Origin of the sequence: Streptomyces sp. NPDC090994 (assembly GCF_044768905.1) — a bacterium.
Classification (GTDB): Bacteria; Actinomycetota; Actinomycetes; order Streptomycetales; family Streptomycetaceae; genus Streptomyces.
In genome coordinates, this window is sequence record NZ_JBIVWS010000005.1 from 39,912 (window position 1) to 66,165 (window position 26,254).

Here is a 26,254-nt window from a genome sequence, read left to right on the forward strand (position 1 = left end):
CCTGTCAGGCGCCGAGGGTCAGCCCTCGGTCTTCTCCTCGGCCGGGGTTTCCTCGGCGGGGGTCTCGGTGGCGGCCTCGGCCGTCTCCTCCTCCTCGTCGTCGCTCAGGTCGACGATCTCGCCGTTGGTGTCCTTGACCGTGGCCTTCTCGACCACGACGGCCAGGGCCTTGCCGCGGGCGACCTCGCCGACGAGGAGCGGGACCTGGCCCTGCTCGACGACGGCCTGGGCGAACTGGTCGGGGGACATGCCGGAGGAGGCGGCGCGGCGCATGAGGTGCTCGGTGAGCTCCTCCTGGTTGACGTTGAGCTTCTCCTGCTTGACCAGCTCGTCGAGGACGAACTGGGTCTTGATGCCCTTGACCGCGGCCTCGCGGGTCTCGGTCTCGAACTCCTCCTCGGTCTTGCCCTGGATCTCCAGGTACTTCGCGAGGTCGAGACCCATCTGGCCGAGCTGGTGGTGCTCCAGGTTGTGCTTGCGGGTGTTGACCTCGTCCTCGAGGAGCTTCTCGGGGACGGGGACCTCGACCAGCTCCAGCAGCTTGTCCAGGACGCGCTCCTGGGCCTGGGTGGCCTGGTCGTACTGCTTCATGTTCTCGAGGCGCTTGCGGCTGTCGGCCTTCAGCTCGTCGAGGGTGTCGAACTCGGAGGCGAGCTGGGCGAAGTCGTCGTCCAGCTCGGGCAGCTCGCGCGCGGCGACCTGGCTGACCTTGACGGTGACCTCGGCCTCCTGGCCGGCCGCCGAGCCGCCCTTCAGCTCGGAGGTGAAGGTGGCCTCGCCGCCGGCCTCCAGGCCCTTGACGGCCTCGTCGATGCCGTCGAGCAGCTCGCCGGAGCCGATGGTGTAGGAGACGCCGCTGGCGACGCCGTCCTCCAGGACCTCGCCGCCGACCTTGGCCTCCAGGTCGATGGTGACGACGTCGCCGTCCTGGGCGGCCCGCTCGACCGGGGAGGTGGAGGCGAAGCGCTCACGGAGCTGCTCGACCGACTTCTCCACGTCCTCGTCGCTGACCTCGACCGCGTCGACCTCGACCTCGATGCCGGAGAAGTCCGGGATCTCGATGGTCGGGCGGACGTCGACCTCGGCGGTGAAGTTCAGCGTCTCGCCGTCCTTCAGCTCCGTGATGTCGACCTCGGGCTGGCCCAGCGGGTCCACCTCGGCCTCGTTGACGGCGTCGGTGTAGAACTTCGGGAGGGCGTCGTTGACGGCCTCCTCCAGCACCGCACCGCGGCCGAACCGCTGGTCGATGACGCGGGCCGGGATCTTGCCCTTGCGGAAGCCCTTCACCGTGACCTGCTGGTTGATCTTCTTGTACGCCGCGTCGAGGCTGTCCTTGAGCTCCTCGAAGGGCACCTCGACAGTGAGCCGAACCCGAGTCGGGTTCAGGGTCTCCACGGCGCTCTTCACGGTTCGGTCTCCTTGTGGCTGACTTCTTGGGTTCTGCCGGAGCCAGAGCGGCCCGGCCGATGTTCGCCGCCCGGGAGACTGCACAGGATGAGACACACGGGCGTGCAGCTTGCATAGTAACGGCAGCGGGTACACGGCCCAAAAGGCGATCATGTCGATCGCGGCACGATCATGCGAGGTGATCGGCGCGGCGGCCGGTGAACGGCTCGGACGACCGGTCGTCCGTCCGGACGGACGGCCGGTGAATGGTCGGGGTGGCGGGATTTGAACCCACGGCCTTCCGCTCCCAAAGCGGACGCGCTACCAAGCTGCGCCACACCCCGTCTGGTGCGACACGTAGGGTACATGCCGACGGCCCCTCGGACCCGCGCATTCCACGGGCTGCCGTGAAGGTCCGGCGGCGACGGCGACGGGGTGTGCGGCGGAGGGGGACGACCCGCTACGATGCCTTCAGTGCCGCGGGCGGTGATCCGCGGCGCGCGCTGTGCGGGCGTAGCTCAATGGTAGAGCCCCAGTCTTCCAAACTGGCTACGCGGGTTCGATTCCCGTCGCCCGCTCCACACGGCTCGGGGCCAGGTCGGAGGTTCGCTTCTCCGCCTGGCCCCGGTCATGTCCCGAGGCCGTCCGGTGCCGTCGGGCGGCATCCGGCCCGGCCGTCGCTGGTACGCGGCGGCGGTCGTGGTCACCACATCACCGGTCCGGGCGACCCCGTTCTCACCGGCCCGGGGACCCGCGACCGGACCTGGAACCCGCTCTACGACATCGAAGTGCCGCGGGCGGGTGAGTACGAGGTCACCCGCATCTCCCACGGGCCGTCCCGGTCTGCCGTCGGGGACCCGGGGGCCCTCGCCCCACTGCTCGGTATCGGCGTCGGCGTCGCGGTTCGGACGGCGGCCACCCGCGCAGCGCGCCCCGGGCGCCGGCACACCCCGGCTTCCGTGAAGCGGGCCCCGGGCGTTGTCAGAAGCTGATCGAGTTGATCGTCTCCGCTATCGAGTTCATAAAGCGGTTGATCGACGGCGCCATGCCGGTGGAGGCGAGGAAGAAGCCGAAGAGCACCGCGACGATCGCGGGGCCGGCCTTGAGGGATCCCCCGCGGATGAGCACCACCAGGATGATCGCCAACAGCAGCACCACAGACAGTGAAATGGCCACAACTGATCACACCCTAGGTCGGTCCGCTCTCCCGGCCCGGAGGTACGGTCTCGCGCACCCCCGCCAGGAACCATCGTGCCACCAACCCGGCCACCTCATGCGGCCGGTGACGCAACGTCTGGCCGGCGCCCCACGGGTCCGCCGGGCACCATGACGCCTCCGGTACCCCAACACCCGTGGTCCGCACAGGAATGCGAAGGAACGCTCGGGGAGGAAATCCGACCGGTTCGCCGCCACTCCTCCACCGCGCGTTCGCAGGGAATTCGAATTGTTGCGGCGGGCACATCGGGGCGCGTCCAAGTGGGCGATTTATCGCCCCCCTTGTCACGATGAATCAGGACAAGGGGGGCGAGGATGGGCGGACCGTCTCCGGTCCGGGTGTGGGGGATCGTCGCGCCTCACGGCCTTTTGGCGGCTCATATGCGGGAATGGCGCAGGAATGGCACCGGGCGTTTTACGGAGCCCCACAGACGACGCTAGGGTGCCTCGAATGTTCCACGCTGCCCCGTCCCCGCACGGCGACCGCAGGACGCCGCCTCCTTCCGGCAAACAGCGCGACGCGTTCTTCGACAACGCCAAGTACCTGGCGATCGTGCTGGTCGCCATGGGCCACTCCTGGGAGCCGCTCAAGGGCGACAGCCGCGTCCTGGAGGGCCTGTACCAGGTGGTGTACGCCTTCCACATGCCGGCGTTCATCATCATCTCCGGCTTCTTCTCCCGCAGCTTCGACATGCGCCCGGACCGGCTGCGGCGGCTGATCACCGGGGTCGTCGTGCCGTACGTCCTCTTCGAGACGGCGTACTCGCTCTTCAACCGCTACGCCGGCGGCACGCCGGACCAGGAGATCAGCCTCCTGGACCCCTGGTACCTGACGTGGTTCCTGGTCGCGCTGTTCGTGTGGCGGCTGACCACGCCGGTCTGGAAGCTGATCCGGTACCCGCTGCCCGTCGCCCTGGTCATCGCCGTGCTGGCGTCCGTCTCGCCGGAGATCGGTGACGACCTCGACCTCCAGCGGGTGCTGCAGTTCCTGCCGTTCTTCGTGCTGGGGCTGCGGATGAAGGCCGAGCACTTCCAGTGGGTGCGCCGCCGGTGGGTGCGGGTCGCGTCGGTGCCGGTGTTCGCGGCGGCCGTGGTGGCCGGCTGGTGGGCGGTGCCGCGCATGGACACCGCCTGGTTCTACCACCGTGACTCCGCCCAGGAACTGGGCGCGCCCTGGTGGACCGGGCCGGTCATGACGCTGGCGCTGTTCGGCTGCTCGCTGTTGCTGACCGCCTGCTTCTTCGCCTGGGTCCCGCGCCGGCACCTGTGGTGCACGGCCCTGGGCGCGGGCACGCTCTACGGCTACCTGCTGCACGGCTTCGTGATCAAGGGCGCCGACTCCCTGGGCCTGTTCGACCCCGCCTGGCTGCACGCGCCGCTCGGGGAGGTCTTCGTGACCGTCCTGGCCGCGGCGGTCGTCACGCTGCTGTGCACCGCGCCGGTGCGGCGGGTCTTCCGGTTCGCGATGGAGCCGACGATGGCGTGGGCCTTCCGGCGGGACGCGGCGCAGGCGGCCCGGGAGCGCGAGCAGGCGGAGCCGGGCCGGGCGCGGGGCGAGGACAGCCGGGAGAAGGTCTCCGCCTAGCGGAACACCGTCAGCGGTACGCCGTCAGGGGAACACCGTCAGCGGAACGCCGTCAGCGGTACGCCGTTGACCGGCCGCCGCCGGGCGGGCCGCCGTTCGCTCAGCCCGGCAGACCGAGGAGTGCGCGCATCCGCGTGTACTTCTCGGTCAGCCGTGCGCGGGTCGCCTCGTCGAGGAGCGCGAGCCGGGCCGGGTCGGCGTTGTGCGCCAGGTCGGCCTCCTTGACCAGCAGCGCGCCCGGGGTGGCGCGGATGCGGGCGGCGTACGCCTCGGGGGGCTCCCCCGCCCGCTTGGTGACCGCGAGCACGATGTCCTTGGTACGGCGGCTCAACGGTGCCTCGGCCAGCCAGGTGCCCGGCAGGGCGTCGTCCTCGACGGCGTCGTGCAGCCAGGCCGCCGCGATCTGCTCGTCGTCGCCGCCCCGGCGCCGTACGCCCTCGGCGACGGCGGCCAGGTGCTCGGCGTACGGGCGGCCCGCCTTGTCGGTCCGGCCCGCGTGGGCGGCGCGGGCGGTGGCCTCGACGGCGGCCAGGGACAGGACGGGTCCGCTCATGTCAGGCGTCCGCGGCCTGGGCCAGTGCCTGGGCCGTGGTCGGTCCCTCCCGGCAGATCAGCAGGAGGGCCCGGTCGTCGTTGACGTCCTTCGCGACGGCCTCGATCAGGTGCCAGGCGGCGCCGTGGAAGCCGCCGGCGACATAGCGGTCGGCCTCGCCGGTGAGACGGTCGATGCCCTCGACGATGTCGCGTTCGGAGGTCTCCACCAGGCCGTCCGTGAACAGCATCAGCACGTCGCCGGGGCGCAGCGAGCCCTTCACGGGGTCGAACTGGGCGCCGTCGTACACGCCCAGCAGTGGTCCCTCGGCCGCCTTCTCCTCCCAGCGGCCGGTGCCGGCGCTGAGCTGGAGGCCCGGCGGGTGCCCGGCGGTGTACAGCTCGTAGTCGCCGGAGTCGAGGTCCAGGACGAGGTGGGTGGAGGTGGCGAAGCCCTCGTCCCAGTCCTGGCGGAGCAGGTAGCCGTTGGCGGCGGGCAGGAAGGCGTGCGGGGGCAGGCTGCCCAGCAGGCCGCCGAAGGCGCCGGAGAGCAGCAGGGCGCGGGAGCCGGCGTCCATGCCCTTGCCGGAGACGTCGGTGAGGACGACCTCCAGGGTGCGGCCGCCGTTGGTGCGGGCGGCGACCACGAAGTCGCCGGAGAAGGACTGGCCGCCGGCCGGGCGCAGCGCCATCTCGCGGTGCCAGCCCGGGGGCAGCTTGGGCAGCTTGCTCTGCACCCGGATGCGTTCGCGCAGGTCGAAGAGCATGGTGCCGCCACGCCGCCAGGGCACGCCGACCCGGCTGCGGAACTGGGCGATCAGCAGGCCGACGAACCCGCAGGCGGCGACGACCAGGACCACGCCCGGGGTGACCCGGGAGGGGCCCTCGGTGTACGGGCCGAGCCGGACGGACTCCACGATCAGCGCGGTGGCCGCCGCCGCGTACAGGCCGAGCAGGCTGGAGGGGCGCAGCAGCAGGCCGCCGGCGACGATCGGCAGGACCAGCGCGGCCGGGGAGACCCACACGGAGTTGACCATGGTGGTGACCGCGATGACGGGCACGGTGAGCAGCAGCCCGGCCAGCGCGATCCAGTCCGAGCCGTCGCCGCGGAAGTAGTCGACGGCGGATTTGCGCAGCGCGACGCGGGCCCGGTGCCACTGCTTCTTCAACCGGGCCGTGAACGTGTCGGCTTCCGCGCGCCGCTGTCGTCCTGCTGCCATCAGTTCGGGACCCTATCCATCGGAGCGGGCGCTTGGCACGGGAGGTACCACTTGTCCCCCGTCCGAGGCCGGAGTTCACAGTGAACTGCAAGCGGGGCCGCCGTGTGGGCCACCGGGGGAAATTTCCCTGGCTCACCCCGTATCAGCCCTGATAGGCATGGTCCATGAGCACTGACAGCACCGAGCGGACGACGGCCCTGCGGGTATTGCGGCAGGAGGAATGGGACCAGTGGTACAACACCCTGCTGCGTGCCTTCGGCGGGGTGCCGGAGGCGCCCGAGGAGCGGGCGCTGTACAACTCCCTGACCGAGGCCGACCGTTCGCTCGGTGTCTGGGAGGGGGACGAGTGCGTCGGGACGGCGGGGGCGTTCGGCTTCCGGATGAGCGTGCCGGGCGGCGCGCTGGTGCCGACCGCGGGGGTCACGATGGTCGGCGTCGCCGCGACGCACCGGCGCCGGGGCGTGCTGACGTCGATGATGCGCCGGCAGCTGGACGACATACGTTCCTGGGGCGAGCCGCTGGCGGTGCTGACGGCGTCCGAGCCGGCGATCTACGGCCGGTTCGGGTACGGCGCGGCGACCGTCCAGGTCAGCGCGGAGATCGACACCAGTCACGTACGGCTGTCCGTCCCGGCCGGGACGGATGACGTACGGCTGCGGTACGCGGAGCCCGCGGACGTCCTCGACGCGTGCGAGGCGGTGTACGCCCGGCTGGTGCCGGGGCGGCCGGGGATGCTGGCCCGGCAGCCGGGGTGGGAGCGGCTGGGGCTGCTGGACCCGGAGAGCGGGCGGGACGGGGCGTCGCCGCTGCAGTGCGTGGTCGCGTCCCGGGACGGCGAGGTCACGGGGTACGCGCGGTTCCGGGTGCGGCCGGGGTGGGGGAAGGCCGGGCACGAGGGCACGGTGGTCCTGGCCGACCTGGAGGGGCTCGACCCGGCGACCCGGGCGGCGCTGTGGCGGTTCCTGTTCGACATCGACCTGACGACGACGCTCAGCGTGCAGCGCCGGCCGGCCGACGACGGGTGGCAGTACCAGGTCTCCGACATCCGGCGGTGCCTGCCGCAGCTGCGGGACATGCTGTACGTACGGCTGGTGGACGTGGGGGCCGCGCTGGAGGCGCGGACGTACCGGGCGCCGGTGGACGTGGTCTTCGAGGTCGAGGACGCCTTCTGCCCGTGGAACGCGGGGCGCTGGCGGCTGGCGGGCAACGAGAAGGGTGCGTCCTGCACCCGGACGTCCGATCCGGCGGACCTCGCCCTGTCCGTGCGGGACCTGGGCTCGGCCTACCTCGGCGGTGTGTCGCTGACCGCGCTGGGCCTGGCCGGGCGGGTGCGGGAGCTGCGGCAGGGGGCCCTGGCGGAGGCGTCGCTGGGCTTCTCCTCCGACGTCGCCCCCTGGCTGCCGCACGGCTTCTGAGCGCGGGGCCCCGGGCCGGAGGGTCCCGGTCAGGGGCGTTGGCAGGCCGGGCACCAGAAGAGGTTGCGGGCGGCGAGGTCGGCGGTGCGGATCTCGCCGCCGCAGATGTGGCAGGGCAGGTTCGCCCGGCGGTAGACGTAGACCTCGCCGCCGTGGTCGTCGACGCGGGGCGGGCGGCCCATCGCCTCCGGGGTGTGCTCGGGGCGGACCGTGTCGATGCGGTTGTTGCGGACGCCCTCGCGCATCAGGCCGACGAGGTCGTGCCAGAGCGCGTCCCAGAGGGCGGGGCCGATGTCCCGGCCCGGGCGGTAGGGGTCGACTCCGTGCCGGAAGAGGACCTCGGCGCGGTAGACGTTGCCGACGCCGGCGATGACCTTCTGGTCCATGAGCAGCGCGGCGATCGTCGTACGGCTGCGGGAGATCCGGGCGTAGGCGGCGGCCGGGTCGGCGTCCGCGCGCAGCGGGTCGGGGCCGAGGCGGTCGTGTATCGCCTGCTTCTCGGCCGGGGTGATCAGGGCGCAGGCGGTGGGGCCGCGCAGGTCGACGTGGGCGGTGTCGTTCAGCAGGCGCAGCCGCACGGTGTCCGTGGGCGGGGGCGCGGGGGCCGGGCCGAAGGTGACCTTGCCGAAGAGGCCGAGGTGGATGTGGACCCAGTCGCTGTCGCGGAAGCCGAGGAAGAGGTGCTTGCCGTGCGCCTCGGTGGCGGTCAGCTCCGCGCCGTCGAGGAGGGCCGCGGCGTCGGAGAACTTGCCCTGGGGGCTGGTCACCCGGACGGCCCGGCCGGCGAAGGCGGCGTCGTAGTCCTGGGCCAGCCGGTGGATCGTGTGCCCTTCTGGCACCTGCTGTCGTCCTTTTCCTCACGTCCCGCCCTGCCGTGTCCTGCGGCGGGGCGGGTACGGACCTGCCGGTCTACTGCTGCGGGTGGTGGGCCGGGATCGGCGGGAGGTCCCCGGTCGTCTCGTACCCGGCGAGCATCTCGATGCGGCGGCTGTGCCGCTCGTCACCCGAGAAGGGGGTGGTGAGGAAGGTCTCGACGAACTTCGTCGCCTCCTCCTGGGAGTGCATGCGGGCGCCGACCGCGACGACGTTGGCGTCGTTGTGCTGACGGCCGAGCGAGGCCGTCTCCTCGCTCCAGGCCAGTGCGGCGCGTACGCCCTTGACCTTGTTGGCGGCGATCTGCTCGCCGTTGCCGCTGCCGCCGATGACGACGCCGAGGGCGCCCTCGTCCGCGGCCGTCCGCTCGGCGGCGCGGAGGCAGAAGGGCGGGTAGTCGTCCTGGGCGTCGTAGATGTGGGGCCCGCAGTCGACGGGCTCGTGGCCCGCGGCCTTCAGCCACTCGACGAGGTGGTTCTTGAGTTCGTAGCCCGCATGGTCGGAGCCGAGATACACGCGCATGCGTCGAGTGTGACACGCGGGGCAGGGGGAGGCGGCGTCGGGTGGCGCGTGCGGAGAAGTGAACAGGGCCACAGAAGCAACAGAGAATCTTTGCATAACGTATCGGAATCAAAGGTTCAGGAAATTGACAGCCTCGGTTTCACTGGTCCGACTATGACCTCTCAGCCGACTCGTACCGAAGCCGCGCCCGGCCCCGAGGCCGGCGCCGCGTCCGGGACCGGGCTCAAGCCCGGGCTCAAGAACCGCCATCTGACCATGATCGCCATCGGCGGTGTCATCGGCGCCGGCCTGTTCGTGGGCTCCGGCACCGGGATCGCCGCCGCCGGTCCCGGCATCCTGCTGTCGTACGCGCTCGTCGGCACGCTGGTGGTGCTGGTGATGCGGATGCTGGGCGAGATGTCCGTGGCCAATCCGACCTCCGGTTCGTTCTCCGCGCACGCCGACCGGGCGCTGGGGCGGTGGGCCGGTTTCTCGATCGGCTGGCTGTACTGGTTCTTCTGGGTGGTGGTGCTGGCGGTCGAGGCGACCGCCGGGGCGTCGATCCTGGAGGAGTGGGTCCCGGCCGTGCCCCAGTGGGGGTGGGCGCTGATCGTGATGATCGTGCTGACCGCCACCAACCTGGTCTCCGTCGGCTCCTACGGGGAGTTCGAGTTCTGGTTCGCCGGGATCAAGGTCGTCGCCATCGCGGCGTTCATCGTCGTCGGCGGGCTGGCCGTGTTCGGCGTGCTGCCCGGGGCCGACACCGATCAGGCGGGGCTGTCCAACCTGACGGAGCACGGCGGCTTCCTGCCCAACGGGCCCGGCGCCATCCTCACCGGCGTCCTGCTCGTCGTCTTCTCGTTCATGGGCAGTGAGATCCCGACGCTGGCGGCCGGCGAGTCCGACGATCCGCAGCGGGCGGTGGCCAAGGCGACCAACAGCGTCATCTGGCGGATCGCCGTCTTCTACCTGGGGTCGATCCTCGTGGTGGTGTCCCTGCTGCCCTGGGACAGCGCGTCGATCACCGAGGACGGCTCCTACGTCGCCGCGCTGGACTCGCTGGGCATCCCGCACGCCGGGCAGATCATGAACGTCATCGTGCTGTCCGCCGTCCTGTCCTGCCTCAACTCGGGGCTCTACACCGCGTCCCGGATGGCCTTCTCACTGGGTGAGCGCGGGGACGCGCCGCGGTCGTTCGCGCGGACCACGCCGGGCGGGGTGCCGCGGACGGCGATCCTCACCTCGGTCGCGTTCGGCTTCCTCGCCGTCTTCTTCAACTACAAGTGGCCCGACTCCGTCTTCCTCTTCCTCGTCAACTCCTCGGGCGCGGTGGCCCTGTTCGTCTGGCTGGTGATCTGCTTCTCGCAGCTGCGGATGCGGCGGATCATCGAGGCGGAGGCGCCGGAGAAGCTGGTCGTGCGGATGTGGCTGTACCCGTATCTGACCTGGGCGACGGCGGCGCTGATCGTCTTCGTGCTGGGTTACATGCTGACCGACACCGAGCACGACGGACGGACGACGATCCTGCTGTCGCTGCTGGTGGCGGCGGTGGTGCTGGTGGTGGCGCTGGTCCGGGAACGGGTCGGGGGCGGGCGCGAGCGGGAGCGGGAGCGGGAGCGCGAGCGCGGGGTCGGAGCAGAGTGAAGCTCTTCCTGGCCTTCTCGTAGAGCTTCAGGGCGTCCTCCTCGGTCTCCGGCCGGTATCAGGGGCGACCTGGTACGCCGCGCCGTCGGCGCTCACCGCCGGGTGGACGCGGTGGCTCCCGGGTGGCTGCCCTCGCCGGCCTCGCCGGGGCGCGGCCCCGGTACGCGAGAGGCCCGTCGGGCCGTCGTACGGAGGTGTACGGCGGCCCGGCGGGCCTCTGCGTGGGAGCGGGCCGGCGTCAGCGCCGGTCGGCCAGCTTCCAGGCGGCGGGCAGCACGCCCATCGCCAGGGCGGCCTTCAGGGCGTCGCCGATGAGGAACGGGGTGAGGCCCGCCGCGATCGCGGCGCCGGCCGACATGCCGGTGGACAGGGCCAGGTAGGGGACGCCGACGGCGTAGATGATCGCCTCGCCGAGCAGCATCGCGCCGGCCGTCCGCCAGGCGGAGCGGTCGGCGCCGCGGCGTGCGAGGGCGCCCATGGCCGAGGCGGCGAGGATCATGCCGAAGACATAGCCCAGGGACGGCAGGGACACGCCCGAGCCGCCGCCCGCGAACCACGGCACGCCCGCCATGCCCACCAGCGCGTACAGCGCGAGCGAGAGGACGCCGCGGCCGGCGCCGAGAGCGGTGCCGACGAGGAGCGCGGCGAAGGTCTGGCCGGTCACCGGCACCGGGGAGCCGGGGACGGGCACGGCGATCTGGGCCGCGAGGCCGGTGAGCGCGGCGCCGCCGGCCACCAGCGCGGCGTCCCTGACCCGGGAGGCAGGGAGCAGGTCGGCGAGTACCCGGCCGGGACGGGCGAGGACGGTGGCGGTGCTCATGGGGCCTCCGCTGGGCGGTGAGGGACGGTTCGGGACACCGCGACGCTATACCGCCGCACTGACACGGATCACCGTCGGCGCCCGACAAAGGCGGCGCCACGGAGTTGGTTGGCTTCGGACAACGGGGGCGCGTCGCACCGGCACGGGGGTGACACCGGTCACTGAGGTGCGGTGACACACCTCTCCGCACTGCCGTGGAGTGACCGGAACGCCACGCTCCGGAATTCTCCATTCCGGATACTGGTCAGTCACTTCGGCGGACCGCGCGTACGCCCAGACTGTTGTCGTTTTGCCCCCTCGTATTCACCCCCTCGCATCCACCCCCTCGCATTTACCCCCTCGCAGCAAGGGACGAGCCGCGCCCATGCCCAGCACCACCACCGATCTGCCGTCGGGGACCGCCGACGGCCTCTCGCTCTCCCACGGTCTCAAGCAGCGCCATCTGTCGATGATCGCCCTCGGCGGGGTGATCGGCGCGGGGCTGTTCGTCGGGTCCGGGGCCGGCATCGCCGCCGCCGGGCCGTCGATCGTCGTCGCCTACGCCGTCTCCGGCCTGCTCGTGATGCTGGTGATGCGGATGCTCGGCGAGATGTCCGCCGCGTATCCCTCGTCGGGCACCTTCTCCGCGCACGCCGAGCGGGCGATCGGCCCCTGGGCCGGGTTCACGGCGGGCTGGGCGTTCTGGGTGCTGCTGTGCACGGCCGTCGGCCTGGAGGGCATCGGCGCCGCGCAGATCGTCCACGGCTGGCTGCCGGGCACGCCCGAGTGGGCCTGGGTGGCGCTGTTCATGGTGGTGTTCTGCGGGACGAACCTGGCCGCCGTGAAGAACTTCGGCGAGTTCGAGTTCTGGTTCGCCGCGCTCAAGGTCGGCGCGATCTCGCTGTTCCTGGTGCTGGGCGTGCTGGCGGTCGCCGGCGTCCTGCCGGGCACCGACTCCCCCGGCACCTCCCACCTGGGCGACTTCCTGCCCAACGGCGGCAACGGTCTGATCATCGGCCTGCTCGCCTCGGTCTTCGCCTACGGCGGCCTGGAGACGGTGACCATCGCGGCGGCCGAGTCGGAGAACCCGGTCAAGGGCGTGGCGAGCGCCGTGCGGACGGCGATGTGGCGGATCGCGCTGTTCTACATCGGCTCGATGGCGGTCATCGTCACCCTGGTCCCCTGGGACTCCCCGGAGGTGGTGGAGAAGGGCCCGTACGTCGCCGCCCTCGACGAACTCGGCATCCCCGGCGCCGGTCAGCTCATGAACGTCGTCGTACTGGTCGCGCTGCTGAGCGCGATGAACGCCAACATCTACGGCGCCTCCCGCATCGGCTACTCGCTGGTCGAGCGCGGCCAGGGGCCGAAGGCGCTGGGCCGGGTGTCGGGCGGGGTGCCGCGGGTCGCGGTGCTGGTCTCCTCGCTCTTCGGCTTCGGCTGCGTACTGCTGAGCTACTGGCGGCCGGACGACGTCTTCGCCTGGCTGCTGAACATGATCGGCGCGGTCATCCTGGTCGTCTGGATCTTCATCGCCGTCTCGCAGCTGCGGCTGCGGCGCCGGCTGGAGCGGGAGGCGCCCGAGAGGCTGGTGGTACGCATGTGGGCGTACCCGTGGCTGACCTGGGTGGCGCTGGCGGGCATGGCAGCGGTGTTCGCGCTGATGGCCCGCGAGCCGGACACGCGGGTGCAGTTGTACTCGACGGGCGCGATGACGCTGGTCCTGGCGGCCGTCGGCTATGCCCGGCAGCGGCGGCGGGCGCGCGGCTAGCCGCCGCCCGGAGCTTCGCGAGGGCCCCCGCACGGACAGCGTTCCGTGCGGGGGCCCTTCCGTGTTCCGGCGGCACGCCCGGGAAATCCCCCCTCCGGTCGCCCCTCCGATCCCCCTGAGCCAACACTTGCTGCTAGCGTGCACTTGCAAGCCTTTTGCAATAAGAGGTCGAAGGGGATCGGTCCGTCATGCCCGTGTACACGCTTCCTGAACTGCCGTACGACTACTCCGCGCTGGCCCCCGTGATCAGCCCCGAGATCATCGAGCTGCACCACGACAAGCACCACGCGGCCTATGTGAAGGGCGCCAACGACACCCTGGAGCAGCTCGCCGAGGCGCGGGACAAGGAGCAGTGGGGATCGATCAACGGCCTGGAGAAGAACCTCGGCTTCCACCTCTCCGGCCACATCCTGCACTCGATCTACTGGCACAACATGACCGGCGACGGCGGCGGCGAACCGCTGGCCGCCGACGGCGTCGGTGACCTCGCGGACGCGATCGCCGAGTCCTTCGGCTCCTTCGCCGGCTTCAAGGCGCAGCTCACCAAGGCCGCCGCGACGACGCAGGGCTCCGGCTGGGGCGTGCTCGCCTATGAGCCGCTGAGCGGCCGGCTGATCGTCGAGCAGGTCTACGACCACCAGGGCAACGTCGGCCAGGGGTCGGTCCCGATCCTGGTCTTCGACGCCTGGGAGCACGCCTTCTACCTCCAGTACAAGAACCAGAAGGTCGACTTCATCGACGCCATGTGGGCGGTCGTGAACTGGCAGGACGTGGCCCGGCGTTACGAGGCGGCCAGGTCCCGCACCGACGTGCTGCTGCTGGCGCCCTGAGGTCCGGGCCGGGTGAAGCGTCCTGCCTCGTGATCGTCTTCTCACCTTTCGCGACGGCAGGCGGAAAAAAGGGGAACCCCCGTGAGGACGTGACTCACGGGGGTTCTCCGGTGTGTGCCGCGCGGGCCGGCAGTGATCAGAGGTTGCTGAAGTCCGGGCCCTTGGTGCGGGTGCGCTTGATCTCGTAGAAGCCGGGGACCGAGGCGACCGCCAGGGTGCCGTCCCAGAGGCGGGCGGCCTCCTCGCCCTTGGGGGCGGGGGTGACGACCGGGCCGAAGAAGGCGAGCTGCTCGCCGTCGGCGCCGGGGACGGCGATGACCGGGGTGCCGACCTCCTGGCCGACCTTCTCGATGCCCTCCTGGTGGGAGGCGCGCAGCTGCGGCTCGTACGGCGTGTCGTCCCAGTGGTCCATGAGGGACTCGGGCAGGCCGGCGTCCTTCAGGGCGGCGGCGGTCGCCTCCTTGGTCGGGCCCTCGCCCTGGTTGTGGAAGCGGGTGCCGAGCGCGGTGTAGAGGGCGCCGAGGACCTCGGGGCCGTGCTCCTCCTGGGCGGCGATGACGACGCGGACCGGGCCCCACGCCTTGGTCGCCAGCATCTCGCGGTACTCCTCGGGGAGGTCGTCGAGCTTGTCCTCGTTGAGGACGGCCAGGCTCATCACGTGCCAGCGCACCTGGATGTCGCGGACCTTCTCCACCTCCAGCACCCAGCGGGAGGTCATCCAGGCCCAGGGGCACAGCGGGTCGAACCAGAAGTCGACCGGGGTCTTCTCCGGCATGTCTCTCCTCGTGGGGCGCGTGGTGCGACGGGTGACGTCCTCGGTGAACACCTGGCCGGGCACGCCCATTCCCCGGCTGTCCGCCGTCAGGGGCACGTGGGAGGATCGGTGCTGTCCACATCCTGAACACGCGCCGAGGGAGTGCCGCCCGTGCCCGGTGAGAATCTGTCCCGTGACGAGGCCCGGGAGCGGGCCGCCCTGCTGTCCGTCGACGGGTACGAGGTGTCCCTCGACGTCCGCTCCGCGGTCGGAGACGCGGACGGCGCGGGGCCGCGCACCTTCCGGTCCGTCACCACGGTCCGCTTCCGCTGCAACGAGCCGGGTGCCTCCAGCTTCGCCGACCTCGTCGCGCCGAGCGTGACCGCCGTGTCCCTCAACGGCCGCGACCTCGACCCGAGCGAGGTCTTCGACGGTTCCCGGATCGCCCTGGAGGACCTGGCCGCCGACAACGAGCTGGTCGTCGACGCCCAGTGCGCGTACTCCCGTACCGGCGAGGGCCTGCACCGGTTCGTCGACCCGGAGGACGGCGAGGTCTACCTCTACACCCAGTACGAGCCGGCCGACTCCCGCCGGGTCTTCGCGGGCTTCGAGCAGCCCGACCTGAAGGCGCCCTTCCGCTTCGAGGTGCGGGCGCCCGAGGAGTGGACGGTGTGGTCGGGCGGCGCCGGGGAGCGCGTCGACGGGGTGTGGCGGTTCGCGGAGACGAAGCCCATCTCGACGTACATCACCTGCGTGGTCGCGGGGCCGTACCACTACGTGACGGACTCCTACGAGCGGACCCTCGCGGACGGGACGCGGCTGGAGATCCCGCTGGGCGCGCTGTGCCGCAAGGGGCTGGCGCCCTACTTCGACGCCGACGACGTGTTCCTGGTGACCAAGCAGGGGCTGGACTTCTTCCACGACCACTTCGACTACCCGTACCCGTTCGGCAAGTACGACCAGGCGTTCGTGCCGGAGTACAACCTCGGGGCGATGGAGAACCCGGGGCTGGTGACCTTCCGGGAGGAGTACATCTTCCGCGGGAAGGTGACGCGTTCGTCGTACGAGGGCCGCGCCAACACGATCCTGCACGAGATGGCGCACATGTGGTTCGGCGACCTGGTCACCATGGAGTGGTGGGACGACCTGTGGCTGAAGGAGTCCTTCGCGGACTTCATGGGCACCTTCGCCAACGTCGGCGCGACCCGGTTCAAGGACGCCTGGATCACCTTCGCCAACCGCCGCAAGGCGTGGGCGTACCGCGCCGACCAGCTCCCCTCCACGCACCCGATCACGGCCGACATCCGTGACCTGGAGGACGCCAAGCTCAACTTCGACGGCATCACGTACGCCAAGGGCGCCTCGGTGCTCAAGCAGCTGGTGGCGTACGTCGGCCAGGACGCGTTCCTGGAGGGCGCGCGGCGCTACTTCAAGCGGCACGCGTACGGCAACACGCGCCTGGGCGACCTGCTGTCGGTGCTGGAGGAGACCAGCGGGCGGGACATGGCGGCGTGGGCGCGGTCCTGGCTCCAGACGGCCGGGGTCAACGCGCTCACCCCGCAGGTGCTGCTCACCACCGACGGGCGGATCGACGAGCTGGCGGTGGTGCAGGAGGCCGCCGAGTCGCACCCCGAACTGCGTCCGCACCGGGTGGCGGTCGGGCTGTACCGGCGGGGCGAGGGCGGTGCGCTTCAGCGGTACGCGCGGGCCGAGGCGGACGTCGACGGGCCGCGGACGGTCGTCGCGGAGCTGGCCGGGGAGCAGGCGCCGGAGCTGGTGCTGGTCAACGACGACGACCTGACGTACTGCAAGATCCGCTTCGACACGGCCTCGCTGGCGGCGCTGCGGGACGGGCTCGGTGACATGACCGATCCGCTGGCCCGCGCGCTGTGCTGGTCGGCGCTGTGGAACATGACGCGGGACGCGCTGCTGCCCGCGCGGGACTTCGTCGACCTGGTGCTGCGGTTCGCGGGGCGCGAGTCGGACATCGGCGTGCTCCAAATGCTGCACGCCTGGGCCGACTCGGCGCTGACCCACTACGCCGCCCCCGCCTGGCGGGAGACCGGCGGACGGCTGCTGGCCGAGGGCGCGCTGCGGGAGCTGCGGGCGGCGGCCCCGGGCGGCGAGCCCCAGCTGGCGTGGGCGCGCTTCTTCGCGGCGGTGGCCGCCGAGGAGGCGGACCTCGCGCTGCTGCACGGGCTGCTGGAGGGCACCGAGAAGATCGACGGCCTGGACGTGGACCAGGAGCTGCGCTGGGCGTTCCTGGAGCCGCTGGCGGCGCACGGCGCGGTGGACGAGACGGTGCTCGCCGCCGAGCTGGCCCGGGACGACACCGCCTCCGGCAAGCGCCACCAGGTGCGCTGCCTGGCCGCCCGGCCGTCGGCGGCGGTGAAGGCGCAGGCGTGGGCGCAGGTGGTGGAGTCGGACGCGCTGTCCAACGCCCTCGTCGAGGCGACGATCGCGGGCTTCGCCCAGCCCTCCCAGCGGGAGCTGACCGCGCCGTACGCGGAGAAGTACTTCGCGGTGATCGAGCGGGTGTGGAGCGAGCGGTCGATCCAGATCGGCATGGACGTGGTCCGGGGGCTGTTCCCGGGACTCCAGGACTCGCCGGAGACGCTGGCGGCGACCGACGCGTGGCTGGCGGCCCACGAGGACGCCGCGCCCGCGCTGCGGCGGCTGGTGCTGGAGGCGCGGGACGACCTGGGCAGGGCGCTGCGCGGACAGGCGTGCGACGAGGCCGCCGCCGGCTGAGGCACACCGCCGCACCCCTTCCGTTACACAACCGGCGCGATCCGCCCCGTAACCCCTGGTCCGCACCTCGGCGGGCCAGGGGTTTCCGGTATCCGAACTGGTGTCCCGAAAGGCGGTCTTGTCCGGATTCGGTGGCGGTCTCGTCACAGGGGTTACAAGAGGGCCGGGATGCGGGAAATTTCCGGTCATGACGCACAACACCCCGCTCTCGCCCCGCCCCTCGCACCACCCGGTCGCCGACTCGGGGCGTGTTCTGACCGCCGTCCAGCTCCGCGCGCACGGCGTCACGGCCGCCGAGACCGACGAGCGGTGCCGGCCCGGCGGGCCCTGGCAGCGGCTGCTGCCCGGCGTCGTCCTGCTCCGCCCCGGCCCGCCGACCGGCGAGGAACGGCTGCGGGCCGTACTGCTGTACGCGGCGCCGCAGCGGACCGCGGGCGGTGTGCCGGCGCAGCCCGGTCCGGGCGGGGAGGCCGGTGCCGGGCGGTCCGGGGCGATGATCACGGGACTGGCGGCGCTGACCCTGCACGGTGTCGCCGGCGCTCCCCCGCTGCCGTCCCTGGACACCATCGACGTCCTGGTGCCCCGGCAGCGTCGGCTGCGGTCGGCCGGCTGGGCGCGGATCGTGCGCGCGACCGCGCCGCCGGAGCCGGAGACCGTCACCGGGGTTCCCGTGGCGCCGGTCGCCCGCGCCCTGGCCGACGCGGTGGCGGTGCTGACCGACGCGGCGGCCGTGCACCGCCTGCTGACCGAGGCGGTGCGCGGCGGCCACTGCGAACCGGCGGCGGTGGTACGGGAGTTGCGGCGGGCCCGGCTGCTGAGCCGGCCGCACGTGGTGGACGCGGTGGAGTCGCTGGTGGCCGAGGGACGGGCGATCACGGAGGACCGGCTGTACCGGATGGTGCGCGAGTACGGGCTGCCGGACCCGGTCTGGAACGTCGAGCTGCGCCTGCCCGGCGGCCCCCGCCTGGGCGGGCTGGACGCCTACTGGCCGGACCACGCGGTCGCGGTGGAACTGGACACGCGGGGCCACCGGCAGGGCGACGACGCGCAGGCGTCCCGGGCCGCCCGCAAGCGCGAGCGGCTGGAGCGGCTGGGCGTCACCGTCGTCCACCTCACCCCGCGGGAGCTGCGGGACGTACCGGAGCAGCAGGCGGTGGTGGTGCGTACGGCGCTGATGGCGGCGGGCGACCGGGAGCCGGCCGCGTACCTCGTGGTACTGCCCCGGTAGCCGTCCGCCGCACCAGTGGGGGTCAGTCCTCCTCGGGGGCGGTCCGGCCGAGGTACTGGTTGCCGTTCATGACGGCGTAGACGGTGGCTCCCTGGTCCGCCGTGTTGTGCATGGCCGGGCCGGCGGGCTGGGCGGCCGGCTCGGGCGTGCGGACGTCGACGCGGTTGCCGTCGCCGGCGACGACGGGGCCGTGGGCGTCGCCGCCGATGTGGACGGAGTTGTGGGTGGGGGGCTTCTCGCGGGACATCGGTGGGCCTTTCTAGGAGAACCGGGTGAGGGAGAAGGTGCCGCAGGTGTAGCACTGCGTCCCTTCTTGGTACGTGGACTTCACCTCGACCGAGTACTGCGCGGTGTCCGGGTCCGTGCCGAGGGTGACGGTGACCAGGCTTTCCCCGAGGGAAGCGCAGTCCCGATCGACGTCGTACAGGGGCTGGGTGGCGCTGTAGGTGCCACCGCCGCCGGTGAACTCGGTCGTCAGGACGTCACCGCAGTAGTCCCTCCCCGTGGTCGTGTAGCTGTCCGGGCCCGACTCCTCGAACTCGATCATGCTGCCGTCGGCGAGCTGCCAGATGCCCGCGAGTCCGGTCGGCTCCGGCTCGGGCTCCGGGGCCGGGGTCTCCTCCTCGTAGAGGTCCGTCTCCTGGTCGTAGACGCTCGTGTCCGGCGTGTAGGTGGGCGTGTAGGTGGCGGTGGACGAGTAGCTCGGGGTCGTCGCGGCGCTGTGGGAGCTGTTCTGCGCGTCCTGGTACTGGTCGACGGCGACGCCGCCGATGACGACGGCGGCGACGGCCGCGGCCACCTTGAGGACGGCGGCGGCTCCCGTGCTCATCGGGGCGGCCCCGGCGCCCGCGGCGCCCGCGCCCGAGTGCGTCGCCGCGGTGTGCGCGGCGGACAGGTCGGGGGGCGGGGTCGTCGCGCTGGACAGGGAGTAGGGGTCGGTGCCGGTCGGCGGGCCCGACGGGCTCGACGCGTGTGCGAACGACGGGTCGGCGGCGGGCGGGTCGGCCGGGTGCGCGAACGACGGGTCGGCGCCGGGCGGGTCGGCCGGGTGCGCGGACGTCGCGTGGGCGTCCGGCGCGTTCACCGGCTGCGCGGACGCCGGGTCGAAAGCCGACGTGTCCATCGGCTGGGCGGACGCCGGGTCGGCGGCCGGTGCGTCCATCGGCTGGGCGGACATCGGGTCGGAAGCCGGCGCGTCCGCCGGCTGGGCGGACGTCGGTTCCAGGGAAGGCGGGTCGGTCGTGACGGGCTCGGTGCCGCCGCCGTCGGTCGACGGGGCGGGCGGTGTCGGGTCGGTCGGCGGGGGCTGTTGGGGCAGGTACTGCTGGGCCGCCTGCGCCGCCTCCGCGCCCTGCGTGTCGCCCAGGTCGTGCCACAGCTTGGCCGCCCCGGCCAGGAGCACGGCCGCGGCGACCCGGTTGCCGGTCAGGACCGCGTGGATGCCCTGCTCGTGCGTGAAGTACGCCTCCGCCCACCCGTCCTCGGCCCGCCGTGCCGCGGGCAGGCCCCGGTCGAGGAGGCGGCCCCAGACGCCCAGGCGCAGGGAGCGGGCGAGGGCCGGGGAGGCGGCCCGGGCGACCCGGACGGCGAGGTCGGGGCGGCCGGCCCGTACCGCGAGGTCCGCGACCCGCTCCAGGGCGCCGTTGTGCGCGGCGACCTGGGCCGCGCTCGTCGCCGCCTGCCCGGCCCACCGCGCGAAGTGGTGGCACAGCTGCTCCACGGAGAACGGCGCGGGTCCGCCGTGCTCCCGCAGCGCCGGTACGACGTCCGTCACCACCCGGTAGCCCCGCTCCGTCTCCTCGGCCAGACCGAGCCTGGCGAGCGACGCGCACAGCGCCCCGGGGTCCGGGGCGCCGTCGAGCAGGCCGAAGTGGACGGGGTCGAGTTCGGCGCCGACGATGGCCAGCAGGTGCAGGGCGCGCCGGGCCGGCGCGTCGAGTCCGGCGAGCAGCCGGGGCAGCAGTTCGGCCACCGCGCCGGGCCGGGGCAGCACGGCCGTGCCCGACGGGTCGAGCCGGGCCAGGGCCGCCGCCCGCAGCAGCGGCAGCGGACGGCCGCCCGCGGCCTCCCACAGGGACGCGGCGACGTCCTGCTCCTCTGCCTCGACCACGTGCCGGCCCAGTTCCCGGCCCAGCAGTTCCATCGCCGCGTCCAGGCCGATGCCGGTCAGCCGCCGCGCCGTGCCGTCGGTCCCGCTGAGCGACCCCTCCTGGGAGGCCAGGACGAACGTGGCGTCGGGCGCCGTGTCCATGAAGGCGCGCAGCCGCGGGGCCGGGTAGTCGGCGTTGTCGACGTACACCGTCGGTTTCAGGCCGGCCATCAGGTGGCGCAGGTCGCTGCTGGAGGGGGCGTAGCCGCTGGTCTCGTAGCAGGCCTCGAACATGTCCTGGGCGAGGTCCTCCGGTTCGCGCCGGGCGGCGTCGAGGAAGATCACCCCGTCCTCGCCCGGCGGGAGGGCGCGGGCGGCGTAGCGCAGCAGCGCGCTCTTGCCGACGCCGGGCTCCCCCCACAGCTGCACCGTCTCACCGGCCGCGACGGCGGCGGCGATCGCGGCGAGTTCGGCCTCCCGGCCCAGCGGCGCGCGCTGCCGGCGCGGGAGCAGCGCCACCGTGCCGCGGCGTCCGGGCCGCGGCCGTCGGCGTTCCATGAGCACGGTCACCGTGGAACCGTGGTCCGCGTCGATGACCAGGTTGTTGGAGCCCACCACCACCGGCGCGTTCGCGTCCCCGCCGATGTCCGCCCGGTTGTCGCCGCGCGCGTCGTCCTCGTCCGTGTTGTCGGCGTTGTCGGCGTTGTCGCCGTTGTCGGCCATTCCCTCACCCCGTTGTCGTGCCGTCCGTCCGTGGAACGAGCCGTCACGCTAGTCCCGTGCGCCGACCTGGCCACCGTAGAAATACGGTTTCCCGGCGGACCCCCCACGGTCGGCACCCCTCCCTCACAACTGGGGGCGCCGCACTCCGGTCACCGCGGAGATACGGAACTCAGTGCTCCGCGTAGGCGATGGCGTGCAGCCGCCGCAGGTCGTCGACGCGGATGGAGCGGTAGCCGGGGGTGACCACCGCCGTCTCCCGGAACCGGCGCAGCGTCTTGTGCACGCTGGGTTCGGAGGCGCCCGCGAGCGTCGCCAGTTCCTGCTGGGTGATCGGCCAGCGGATCTCGGCGCCCGCGCCGCTGCGTTCGCCGTAGGCCAGCGCCAGGTGGTGCAGGACGCGGGCCACGCGGGTGGCCGCGTCGCAGCCGGTGAAGGTGACCCGGTGGGTGGTGGCGGCGCGCAGCTTGGCGACGACGGCCTGCTGGAGGGCGTGGGCGATCCGGTGCTCGGTGCGGGTGCAGGCGTCGAGGCCGGCCCGGGTGACGCTGCGCGCGAGCACCGGTCCGCAGGCGGTCACCGTGGCCGAGCGGGGGCGTCCGTCGACCGCGGCGAACTCGCCGACGACGTCCCCGCCCACCCGTACGGCCAGCAGGGCGTCGCGCCCGTCGTCGGCGTGCGCGGTGACCTTGACCAGGCCGTCGAGCAGGATCAGCACGTGGTCCGTGCGGTCCCCCTCGCGCAGCAGCACCCGGCCGGCCGGGTACGCCACCCGCGTCCCCAGTTCCAGCAGCCGCCGCCGGTCGGCCGGGCCGAGGCCGCCGAGCAGGGTCGACGGCGGCCAGTCGCCGTCCGCGCGGTCCGCGTGCCCTGCCTTCATGGTCTCCGCCTCCTTGACGGGTCCGGTGGTGCCGCCCGGACCAGTGTGCGCACCGGAAAGTCTCCGGAACCCCACAACTCCTCGTATTCCTACGAGTTGTTCGCACGGCCCCCGCGCCACACTGGGACGCGGGGGAGCCGACGCGGGGCCCGTCGTACGTGCGGGCTCCGCGCCGCGCCCCGCGCCACCGCGCCACCGATCGCCGAGAAGGGCCGCTTGCCGCATGGAACAGCAGTGGGAGTACCGGGCCGTGCTGGCCGTGGACATCGAGAAGTCGTCCGGGCGGGGCAACGTACCGCTGCTGGAGAACCGGGAGACGCTGCGGTCGGTGCTGCGTGCGGCCTGCGCGCGTGGCGGTGTCGACTGGGAGGCGTGTGCGCGCGCCGACCTGGGCGACGGGCTGCGGCTGGTCGCGCCCGCCGGGACGCGCAAGGCGAGCCTGGTCCATCCGCTCGTCCACGCGCTGGCGGACCTGCTGACCGCCCACAACAGCGCCGCCCGCGACGCGGCGACCCGTTTCCGGGTCCGCGTCGCCCTGCACGCCGGCGAGGTCTGTCTGCTGCCCGGCGGCGAGGTCGCCGGGAGCCCGCTGGAGACGCTGGCCCGGCTCCTGGACGCCCCCGCGGCGCGCGAGGCGCTGGCGGCGGCGCCGTGGCCGGTCCCCCTCTCGCTGCTGATGTCGCAGCACTTCTACGACGAGACGGTGCGGCACGGCTACGAGGGCATCGACCCGGGTCAGTTCCACCGGGTGGACGTCGAGGTGAAGGAACTCGCCACCCACGCCTGGCTGCACACCCCCGGCTGGACCCCGGCGCTCCCGGAACCGGCCGGGCGCGGCCGGGACCGTCGGCCCGGGGGACCGGCGGGCGGCTCGACGATGGTCAACAACGCCTCGCGGGGCGGTGTCGTCAACGCCAGCCAGAACGGCGACCAGCACATCACCGTCACCCGAGGCCGCTGAGACCGCCGTAGCCGTGGAGGAGCACCGATGAACGACGAACTGACCCTCCTCGCCCAGTCGGGCGCCACCGCGCTGGTCGCCGCCATGGCCACGGACGTGTGGCAGGAGACCCGGAACACGGTCGTCGGGCTGTTCCGCCGGTCCGGCGACGGCCGGGGCGCCGCGGTGGAGCACCGGCTCGACGACGACGCCGCGCTGCTCCGGGACGCGGGGGCCCCGGACGACGTACGCCGTGTCCTGTCCGGCTACTGGTCCCTGGAACTGGCCGCGCTGCTGCGCCGCGACCCGTCCTGCGGGCCGCTGCTGGCCCCTCTCGCCGCGGCGGCCGGGCCGGGCGCGTCCGTGCTGCGGCAGACGAACACGGCGCGGGACGGCGCGGCGGTGTTCGCCGTGCAGCAGGGCACGCAGCACGCGCACTGGGCTCCGAGGACGGGTGACAGGCCCCCGGAAACGGATGACACTTCGGGGTGAGGTGTCATCCGTTTCCGTGGGGCCTGTCGGTGCGGTGGCGGCGCAGGCGGGAGCGGTACTCGCCCGGGGGCATGCCCCGGGCGCGTCGGAAGGCGCGGCTGAAGGCGTGCGGGGAGGCGTAGCCGACGGCGCCGGAGATCGACTCGACCGGCTCGTCGGTGTCGCGGAGCCGGACGGAGGCCAGGTCGACGCGCCACTGCGTCACGTACGCGCCCGGCGTCTGTCCGAGGGCGGCCCGGAACCGCCGGGTCAGCGTCGCCCGGGAGACGCTCGTCGCGGCGGCCAGGGTCTCCGTCGTCCAGGGGTGTTCCGGCCGGGCGTGAACCTGTGCCAGGGCGTCGCGCACGACCGGGTCGCGCATCGCGCCCAGCCATGAGCCGGACCGCTCCTGCGGGTGACGGGCCAGCCAGGCGCGTACGAACTGGACGAGCAGCAGGTCGACGATGCTGTTGACGGCGGCGGTGGTGCCGATCTGGGGCTGCGCGAGTTCCGCCGTGAGGAGTTCGACGGTCCTTCCGAACTGCGCGTTCTGGTCGGCCGTGACGTGCATCGGCCGGGCGAGGGAGGTCAGCACGGGGGTGCTCACCTCCGGGTCCTGCTCGTAGTGCAGGACGATCACTTCCGTTTCGGCCGGCCCCGAGCCCAGCCGCAGGGCCCGGCCGTCGCCGAACGCCCGGGCCGCCGCCTCACGGTCGCAGGAACCCATCGTCACGCCGGCGGCGCCCGCCAGGCCGTGGGCGGTGCCCGGCGCCACCAGGACGGCGTCCCCGGCCCGCACCTGGAGCGGCTTCTCGCCGATGGCGTGGAGCCACACCGTGCCGCGGGCGACCACGTGCAGTGCCGCTCCCGGGTAGGAGTCCAGCCACATGCCCCAGGTTCCCCCGGCCTTCAGCACGACCCCGAGCGCCCCTCGCGCCCCCGAGACCCGCAAGACCTCCGCCAGCACGTCCATGCGCCCATTCTCGTCCGCCGCCGCCGCAGCGGAGCGTCAGGTCACGTCGAGGACGTCACGTCGAGGACGACCTTGCCGTGCACCTTCCGCGCGAACAGCGCCCGTACGGCGTCGTCCACGTCCCGCCAGTCGCCGCGCCGTCCGACCGGTGCCGAGAGCCTGCCGGCGGCCATGAGGCCCAGCAGGTCCGTCAGTTCTCCGCCGGTCGGCGTCATGTCGCCGTACGTGGCGATACGGCGGGGTTCGCCGAAGCCGAACAGGGTCCCCGCCGGGAACGTGGTGTCCTGCCCGGAGGAGTAGCCGACCAGGTGGACGGTGCCGCCCTCGGCGAGGGAATCCCACGCCTGGGCCACCAAGGGCCCGCCGACCGTGTCGAGGACGAGGTCGAACCGGCGCCCGGTCCCGGCCAGGTCGGTCAGCACCTCGTCGGCGCCCAGTTCACGCAGTCCGGCGGCCCGCTCCGGCGAGCCGACCAGTGCCGTCACCCGGGCGCCCGCCAGCGCCGCCAACTGGACGGCGAAGTGCCCCACGCCCCCGCTGGCGCCGGTGACCAGGACGTCGCGGGCCAGCAGGGAACGCGTGCGCAGCACCCGCAGCGCGGTGACCCCGGCGATCCCCAGCGCGGCGGCGTCGGCCAGTTCCACGCCCTCGGGGACGGTGCCGAGCGAGGCGGTGCCGACCGCCACCCGCTCCGCCCACGCGTGCGGAGCCATCCCCACCGCGACGCGCGTCCCTTCGGCCGGACCCGAGCCGTCGGACGCGGCGCGGATCACGACGCCGGACGCGTCGTGCCCGTGCACCGCGCCGGCCGGCCACTGGTCCACGTAGTTCAGCTCTCCGAAGTTGAGAGCGATGTGCCGTACCTCCACCAACGCCTCACCGGCGGACGGCACGGGCTCGTCGACATCGGCGAACCGGACGGGCCCGGCCTCGCCGTGAGCGACCACAAGGGCGCGCATAGGGGTGCTTCCTTCTCTCGCTGCAACGCCGGAACACCCGGCTCGGCACCACCCTCACGCAGGGCCGGGACGCCCACCAGTCCCGTACGGATCGATCAGTTGACGATCTGTGTCAGCCACCAGCCGCGCACGCACCGTCTTACCGACGTCCGCGCGCGGGAACCACTCCAGCCGCGTGGCCAGCCGCGCCACGACCAGCAGCCCCCGCCCGTCCTCGCCCTCCGCCTCCTCCCTCACCTCCGGGAGCGTCCGCACCGGGTCCGACACGTCGACGACCAGCACACCGCCCTCCAGTTCCCTCAGACGCACCCACAGTTCGTGTCCGGGCAGCCGCCCGTGCCGTACGGCGTTGCCGACCAGCTCCGAGGTGACCAGCACGGCGTCGTCGATCTCCCCGGCCCATGACCACATCGTCAGCCGACGGCGGACGTGGAGACGGGCCAGGCGGACCGTGCGGGGGGTCATGGGGTAGCCCATGGACCAGTCGTGGGTGAGGAGAGTGGGGAGATGGGGGGTGGGCATCGGTGGTCCCTTCCGTCAGCGGGTTGCCCGACCAGCGTGTTCGTCCCGCTCGCGGGGCCACAATCGAACGTCCACTGAAAATTCAGCGGCGGAGGAATTGGACTATGCCGAAATGTGCGTATGCGGCTGCGCGCGCCGCACACCCGGTGTCACACTCTGCACACGACCACAAGCACAAAGTGCTGAAGCACAAGGGCGGT

23 protein-coding genes and 2 tRNA genes are annotated in these 26,254 nt (G+C 72.8%); 10 read left to right on the forward strand and 15 right to left on the reverse strand.

What is annotated here, in order from left to right:
* Positions 1-18: 18 nt before the first annotated feature.
* A complete protein-coding gene (gene tig / locus ACIQR3_RS13010; protein ID WP_403537855.1) occupies positions 19-1,407 on the reverse strand; it encodes a trigger factor in 1,389 nt (462 codons plus the stop codon).
* A 246-nt stretch (positions 1,408-1,653) separates the two neighbouring features.
* Positions 1,654-1,730 (reverse strand) — tRNA-Pro (locus tag ACIQR3_RS13015).
* Between the two features lie 163 nt (positions 1,731-1,893).
* On the opposite strand from ACIQR3_RS13015, the gene ACIQR3_RS13020 reads away from it, so the two are divergent.
* Positions 1,894-1,967, forward strand: a tRNA-Gly gene (locus tag ACIQR3_RS13020).
* Between the two features lie 400 nt (positions 1,968-2,367).
* Here the strand turns inward: ACIQR3_RS13020 and ACIQR3_RS13025 are convergent.
* Entirely contained in the window at positions 2,368-2,562 is a 195-nt protein-coding gene (locus ACIQR3_RS13025; protein ID WP_215168989.1) for a hypothetical protein, read from the reverse strand.
* A 490-nt stretch (positions 2,563-3,052) separates the two neighbouring features.
* On the opposite strand from ACIQR3_RS13025, the gene ACIQR3_RS13030 reads away from it, so the two are divergent.
* Entirely contained in the window at positions 3,053-4,186 is a 1,134-nt protein-coding gene (locus ACIQR3_RS13030; protein WP_403537857.1) for an acyltransferase family protein, read from the forward strand.
* A gap of 100 nt (positions 4,187-4,286) precedes the next feature.
* Here the strand turns inward: ACIQR3_RS13030 and ACIQR3_RS13035 are convergent, their stop codons facing one another.
* Positions 4,287-4,739, reverse strand: a complete 453-nt coding sequence (locus tag ACIQR3_RS13035) for an HD domain-containing protein (protein ID WP_403537859.1) — start codon at positions 4,737-4,739, stop codon at positions 4,287-4,289.
* A 1-nt stretch (position 4,740) separates the two neighbouring features.
* Positions 4,741-5,937 (reverse strand): PP2C family protein-serine/threonine phosphatase, encoded by a 1,197-nt coding sequence (locus ACIQR3_RS13040; RefSeq protein WP_403537861.1) that lies wholly within the window; start codon positions 5,935-5,937, stop codon positions 4,741-4,743.
* Between the two features lie 164 nt (positions 5,938-6,101).
* On the opposite strand from ACIQR3_RS13040, the gene ACIQR3_RS13045 reads away from it, so the two are divergent.
* Positions 6,102-7,352 carry a GNAT family N-acetyltransferase gene (locus ACIQR3_RS13045; protein ID WP_403537863.1) on the forward strand — a complete coding sequence of 417 codons (1,251 nt, stop codon included), beginning with the start codon at positions 6,102-6,104 and terminating at the stop codon, positions 7,350-7,352.
* A 29-nt stretch (positions 7,353-7,381) separates the two neighbouring features.
* Here ACIQR3_RS13045 and ACIQR3_RS13050 read toward each other — a convergent pair whose 3' ends face one another.
* Both ACIQR3_RS13050 and ACIQR3_RS13055 read right to left on the reverse strand, forming a co-directional pair.
* Positions 7,382-8,191, reverse strand: coding sequence for an Fpg/Nei family DNA glycosylase (locus tag ACIQR3_RS13050; RefSeq protein ID WP_403537864.1), 810 nt, complete (start codon positions 8,189-8,191; stop codon positions 7,382-7,384).
* A 70-nt stretch (positions 8,192-8,261) separates the two neighbouring features.
* Positions 8,262-8,747: a ribose-5-phosphate isomerase gene (locus ACIQR3_RS13055; protein WP_403537866.1), complete on the reverse strand. Its 486-nt coding sequence runs from the start codon at positions 8,745-8,747 to the stop codon at positions 8,262-8,264.
* A 153-nt stretch (positions 8,748-8,900) separates the two neighbouring features.
* Here ACIQR3_RS13055 and ACIQR3_RS13060 point away from each other — a divergent pair, with 153 nt between their 5' ends.
* Positions 8,901-10,370 carry an amino acid permease gene (locus tag ACIQR3_RS13060; protein ID WP_403537868.1) on the forward strand — a complete coding sequence of 490 codons (1,470 nt, stop codon included), beginning with the start codon at positions 8,901-8,903 and terminating at the stop codon, positions 10,368-10,370.
* A 238-nt stretch (positions 10,371-10,608) separates the two neighbouring features.
* On the opposite strand, the gene ACIQR3_RS13065 is transcribed toward ACIQR3_RS13060, so the two are convergent.
* Positions 10,609-11,190: a biotin transporter BioY gene (locus ACIQR3_RS13065; RefSeq protein WP_403537870.1), complete on the reverse strand. Its 582-nt coding sequence runs from the start codon at positions 11,188-11,190 to the stop codon at positions 10,609-10,611.
* Between the two features lie 364 nt (positions 11,191-11,554).
* Between ACIQR3_RS13065 and ACIQR3_RS13070 the strand changes: the two genes are divergently transcribed.
* Both ACIQR3_RS13070 and ACIQR3_RS13075 read left to right on the forward strand, forming a co-directional pair.
* Positions 11,555-12,937, forward strand: a complete 1,383-nt coding sequence (locus ACIQR3_RS13070; RefSeq protein ID WP_403537872.1) for an amino acid permease — start codon at positions 11,555-11,557, stop codon at positions 12,935-12,937.
* Positions 12,938-13,125: 188 nt separating this feature from the next.
* A complete protein-coding gene (locus tag ACIQR3_RS13075; protein WP_403537874.1) occupies positions 13,126-13,767 on the forward strand; it encodes a superoxide dismutase in 642 nt (213 codons plus the stop codon).
* Positions 13,768-13,903: 136 nt separating this feature from the next.
* On the opposite strand, the gene ACIQR3_RS13080 is transcribed toward ACIQR3_RS13075, so the two are convergent.
* Positions 13,904-14,542 (reverse strand): DsbA family protein, encoded by a 639-nt coding sequence (locus tag ACIQR3_RS13080; protein ID WP_403537876.1) that lies wholly within the window; start codon positions 14,540-14,542, stop codon positions 13,904-13,906.
* 150 nt (positions 14,543-14,692) lie between these two features.
* Here ACIQR3_RS13080 and pepN point away from each other — a divergent pair, with 150 nt between their 5' ends.
* Positions 14,693-17,272, forward strand: a complete 2,580-nt coding sequence (gene pepN / locus ACIQR3_RS13085; protein ID WP_403537878.1) for an aminopeptidase N — start codon at positions 14,693-14,695, stop codon at positions 17,270-17,272.
* Between the two features lie 187 nt (positions 17,273-17,459).
* Positions 17,460-18,500, forward strand: a complete 1,041-nt coding sequence (locus tag ACIQR3_RS13090) for a hypothetical protein (protein WP_403537880.1) — start codon at positions 17,460-17,462, stop codon at positions 18,498-18,500.
* A 22-nt stretch (positions 18,501-18,522) separates the two neighbouring features.
* On the opposite strand, the gene ACIQR3_RS13095 is transcribed toward ACIQR3_RS13090, so the two are convergent.
* From ACIQR3_RS13095 to ACIQR3_RS13105, 3 genes are all read right to left on the reverse strand, one after another.
* Positions 18,523-18,747: a hypothetical protein gene (locus ACIQR3_RS13095; protein WP_403537882.1), complete on the reverse strand. Its 225-nt coding sequence runs from the start codon at positions 18,745-18,747 to the stop codon at positions 18,523-18,525.
* A gap of 12 nt (positions 18,748-18,759) precedes the next feature.
* Positions 18,760-21,312 carry an ATP-binding protein gene (locus ACIQR3_RS13100; RefSeq protein ID WP_403537883.1) on the reverse strand — a complete coding sequence of 851 codons (2,553 nt, stop codon included), beginning with the start codon at positions 21,310-21,312 and terminating at the stop codon, positions 18,760-18,762.
* Positions 21,313-21,481: 169 nt separating this feature from the next.
* On the reverse strand, positions 21,482-22,189 hold the full coding sequence (locus ACIQR3_RS13105; protein ID WP_403537885.1) for a Crp/Fnr family transcriptional regulator: 708 nt from the start codon (positions 22,187-22,189) through the stop codon (positions 21,482-21,484).
* A gap of 223 nt (positions 22,190-22,412) precedes the next feature.
* Between ACIQR3_RS13105 and ACIQR3_RS13110 the strand changes: the two genes are divergently transcribed.
* The gene (locus tag ACIQR3_RS13110) at positions 22,413-23,150 is read left to right on the forward strand and encodes a hypothetical protein (protein ID WP_403537886.1); all 738 of its coding nucleotides are present in this window, start codon (positions 22,413-22,415) and stop codon (positions 23,148-23,150) included.
* Between the two features lie 27 nt (positions 23,151-23,177).
* Complete coding sequence (locus ACIQR3_RS13115; protein WP_403537888.1) at positions 23,178-23,621, forward strand: hypothetical protein; 444 nt, start codon at positions 23,178-23,180, stop codon at positions 23,619-23,621.
* Positions 23,622-23,625: 4 nt separating this feature from the next.
* On the opposite strand, the gene ACIQR3_RS13120 is transcribed toward ACIQR3_RS13115, so the two are convergent.
* From ACIQR3_RS13120 to ACIQR3_RS13130, 3 genes are read right to left on the reverse strand one after another with little or no spacing between them, the layout of a single operon-like run.
* Positions 23,626-24,573, reverse strand: coding sequence for a cupin domain-containing protein (locus ACIQR3_RS13120; RefSeq protein WP_403537890.1), 948 nt, complete (start codon positions 24,571-24,573; stop codon positions 23,626-23,628).
* A 41-nt stretch (positions 24,574-24,614) separates the two neighbouring features.
* Entirely contained in the window at positions 24,615-25,532 is a 918-nt protein-coding gene (locus ACIQR3_RS13125) for a zinc-binding dehydrogenase (RefSeq protein WP_403537891.1), read from the reverse strand.
* Between the two features lie 54 nt (positions 25,533-25,586).
* Positions 25,587-26,054 (reverse strand): ATP-binding protein, encoded by a 468-nt coding sequence (locus ACIQR3_RS13130; protein WP_403537893.1) that lies wholly within the window; start codon positions 26,052-26,054, stop codon positions 25,587-25,589.
* Between the last annotated feature and the right edge of the window lie 200 nt (positions 26,055-26,254).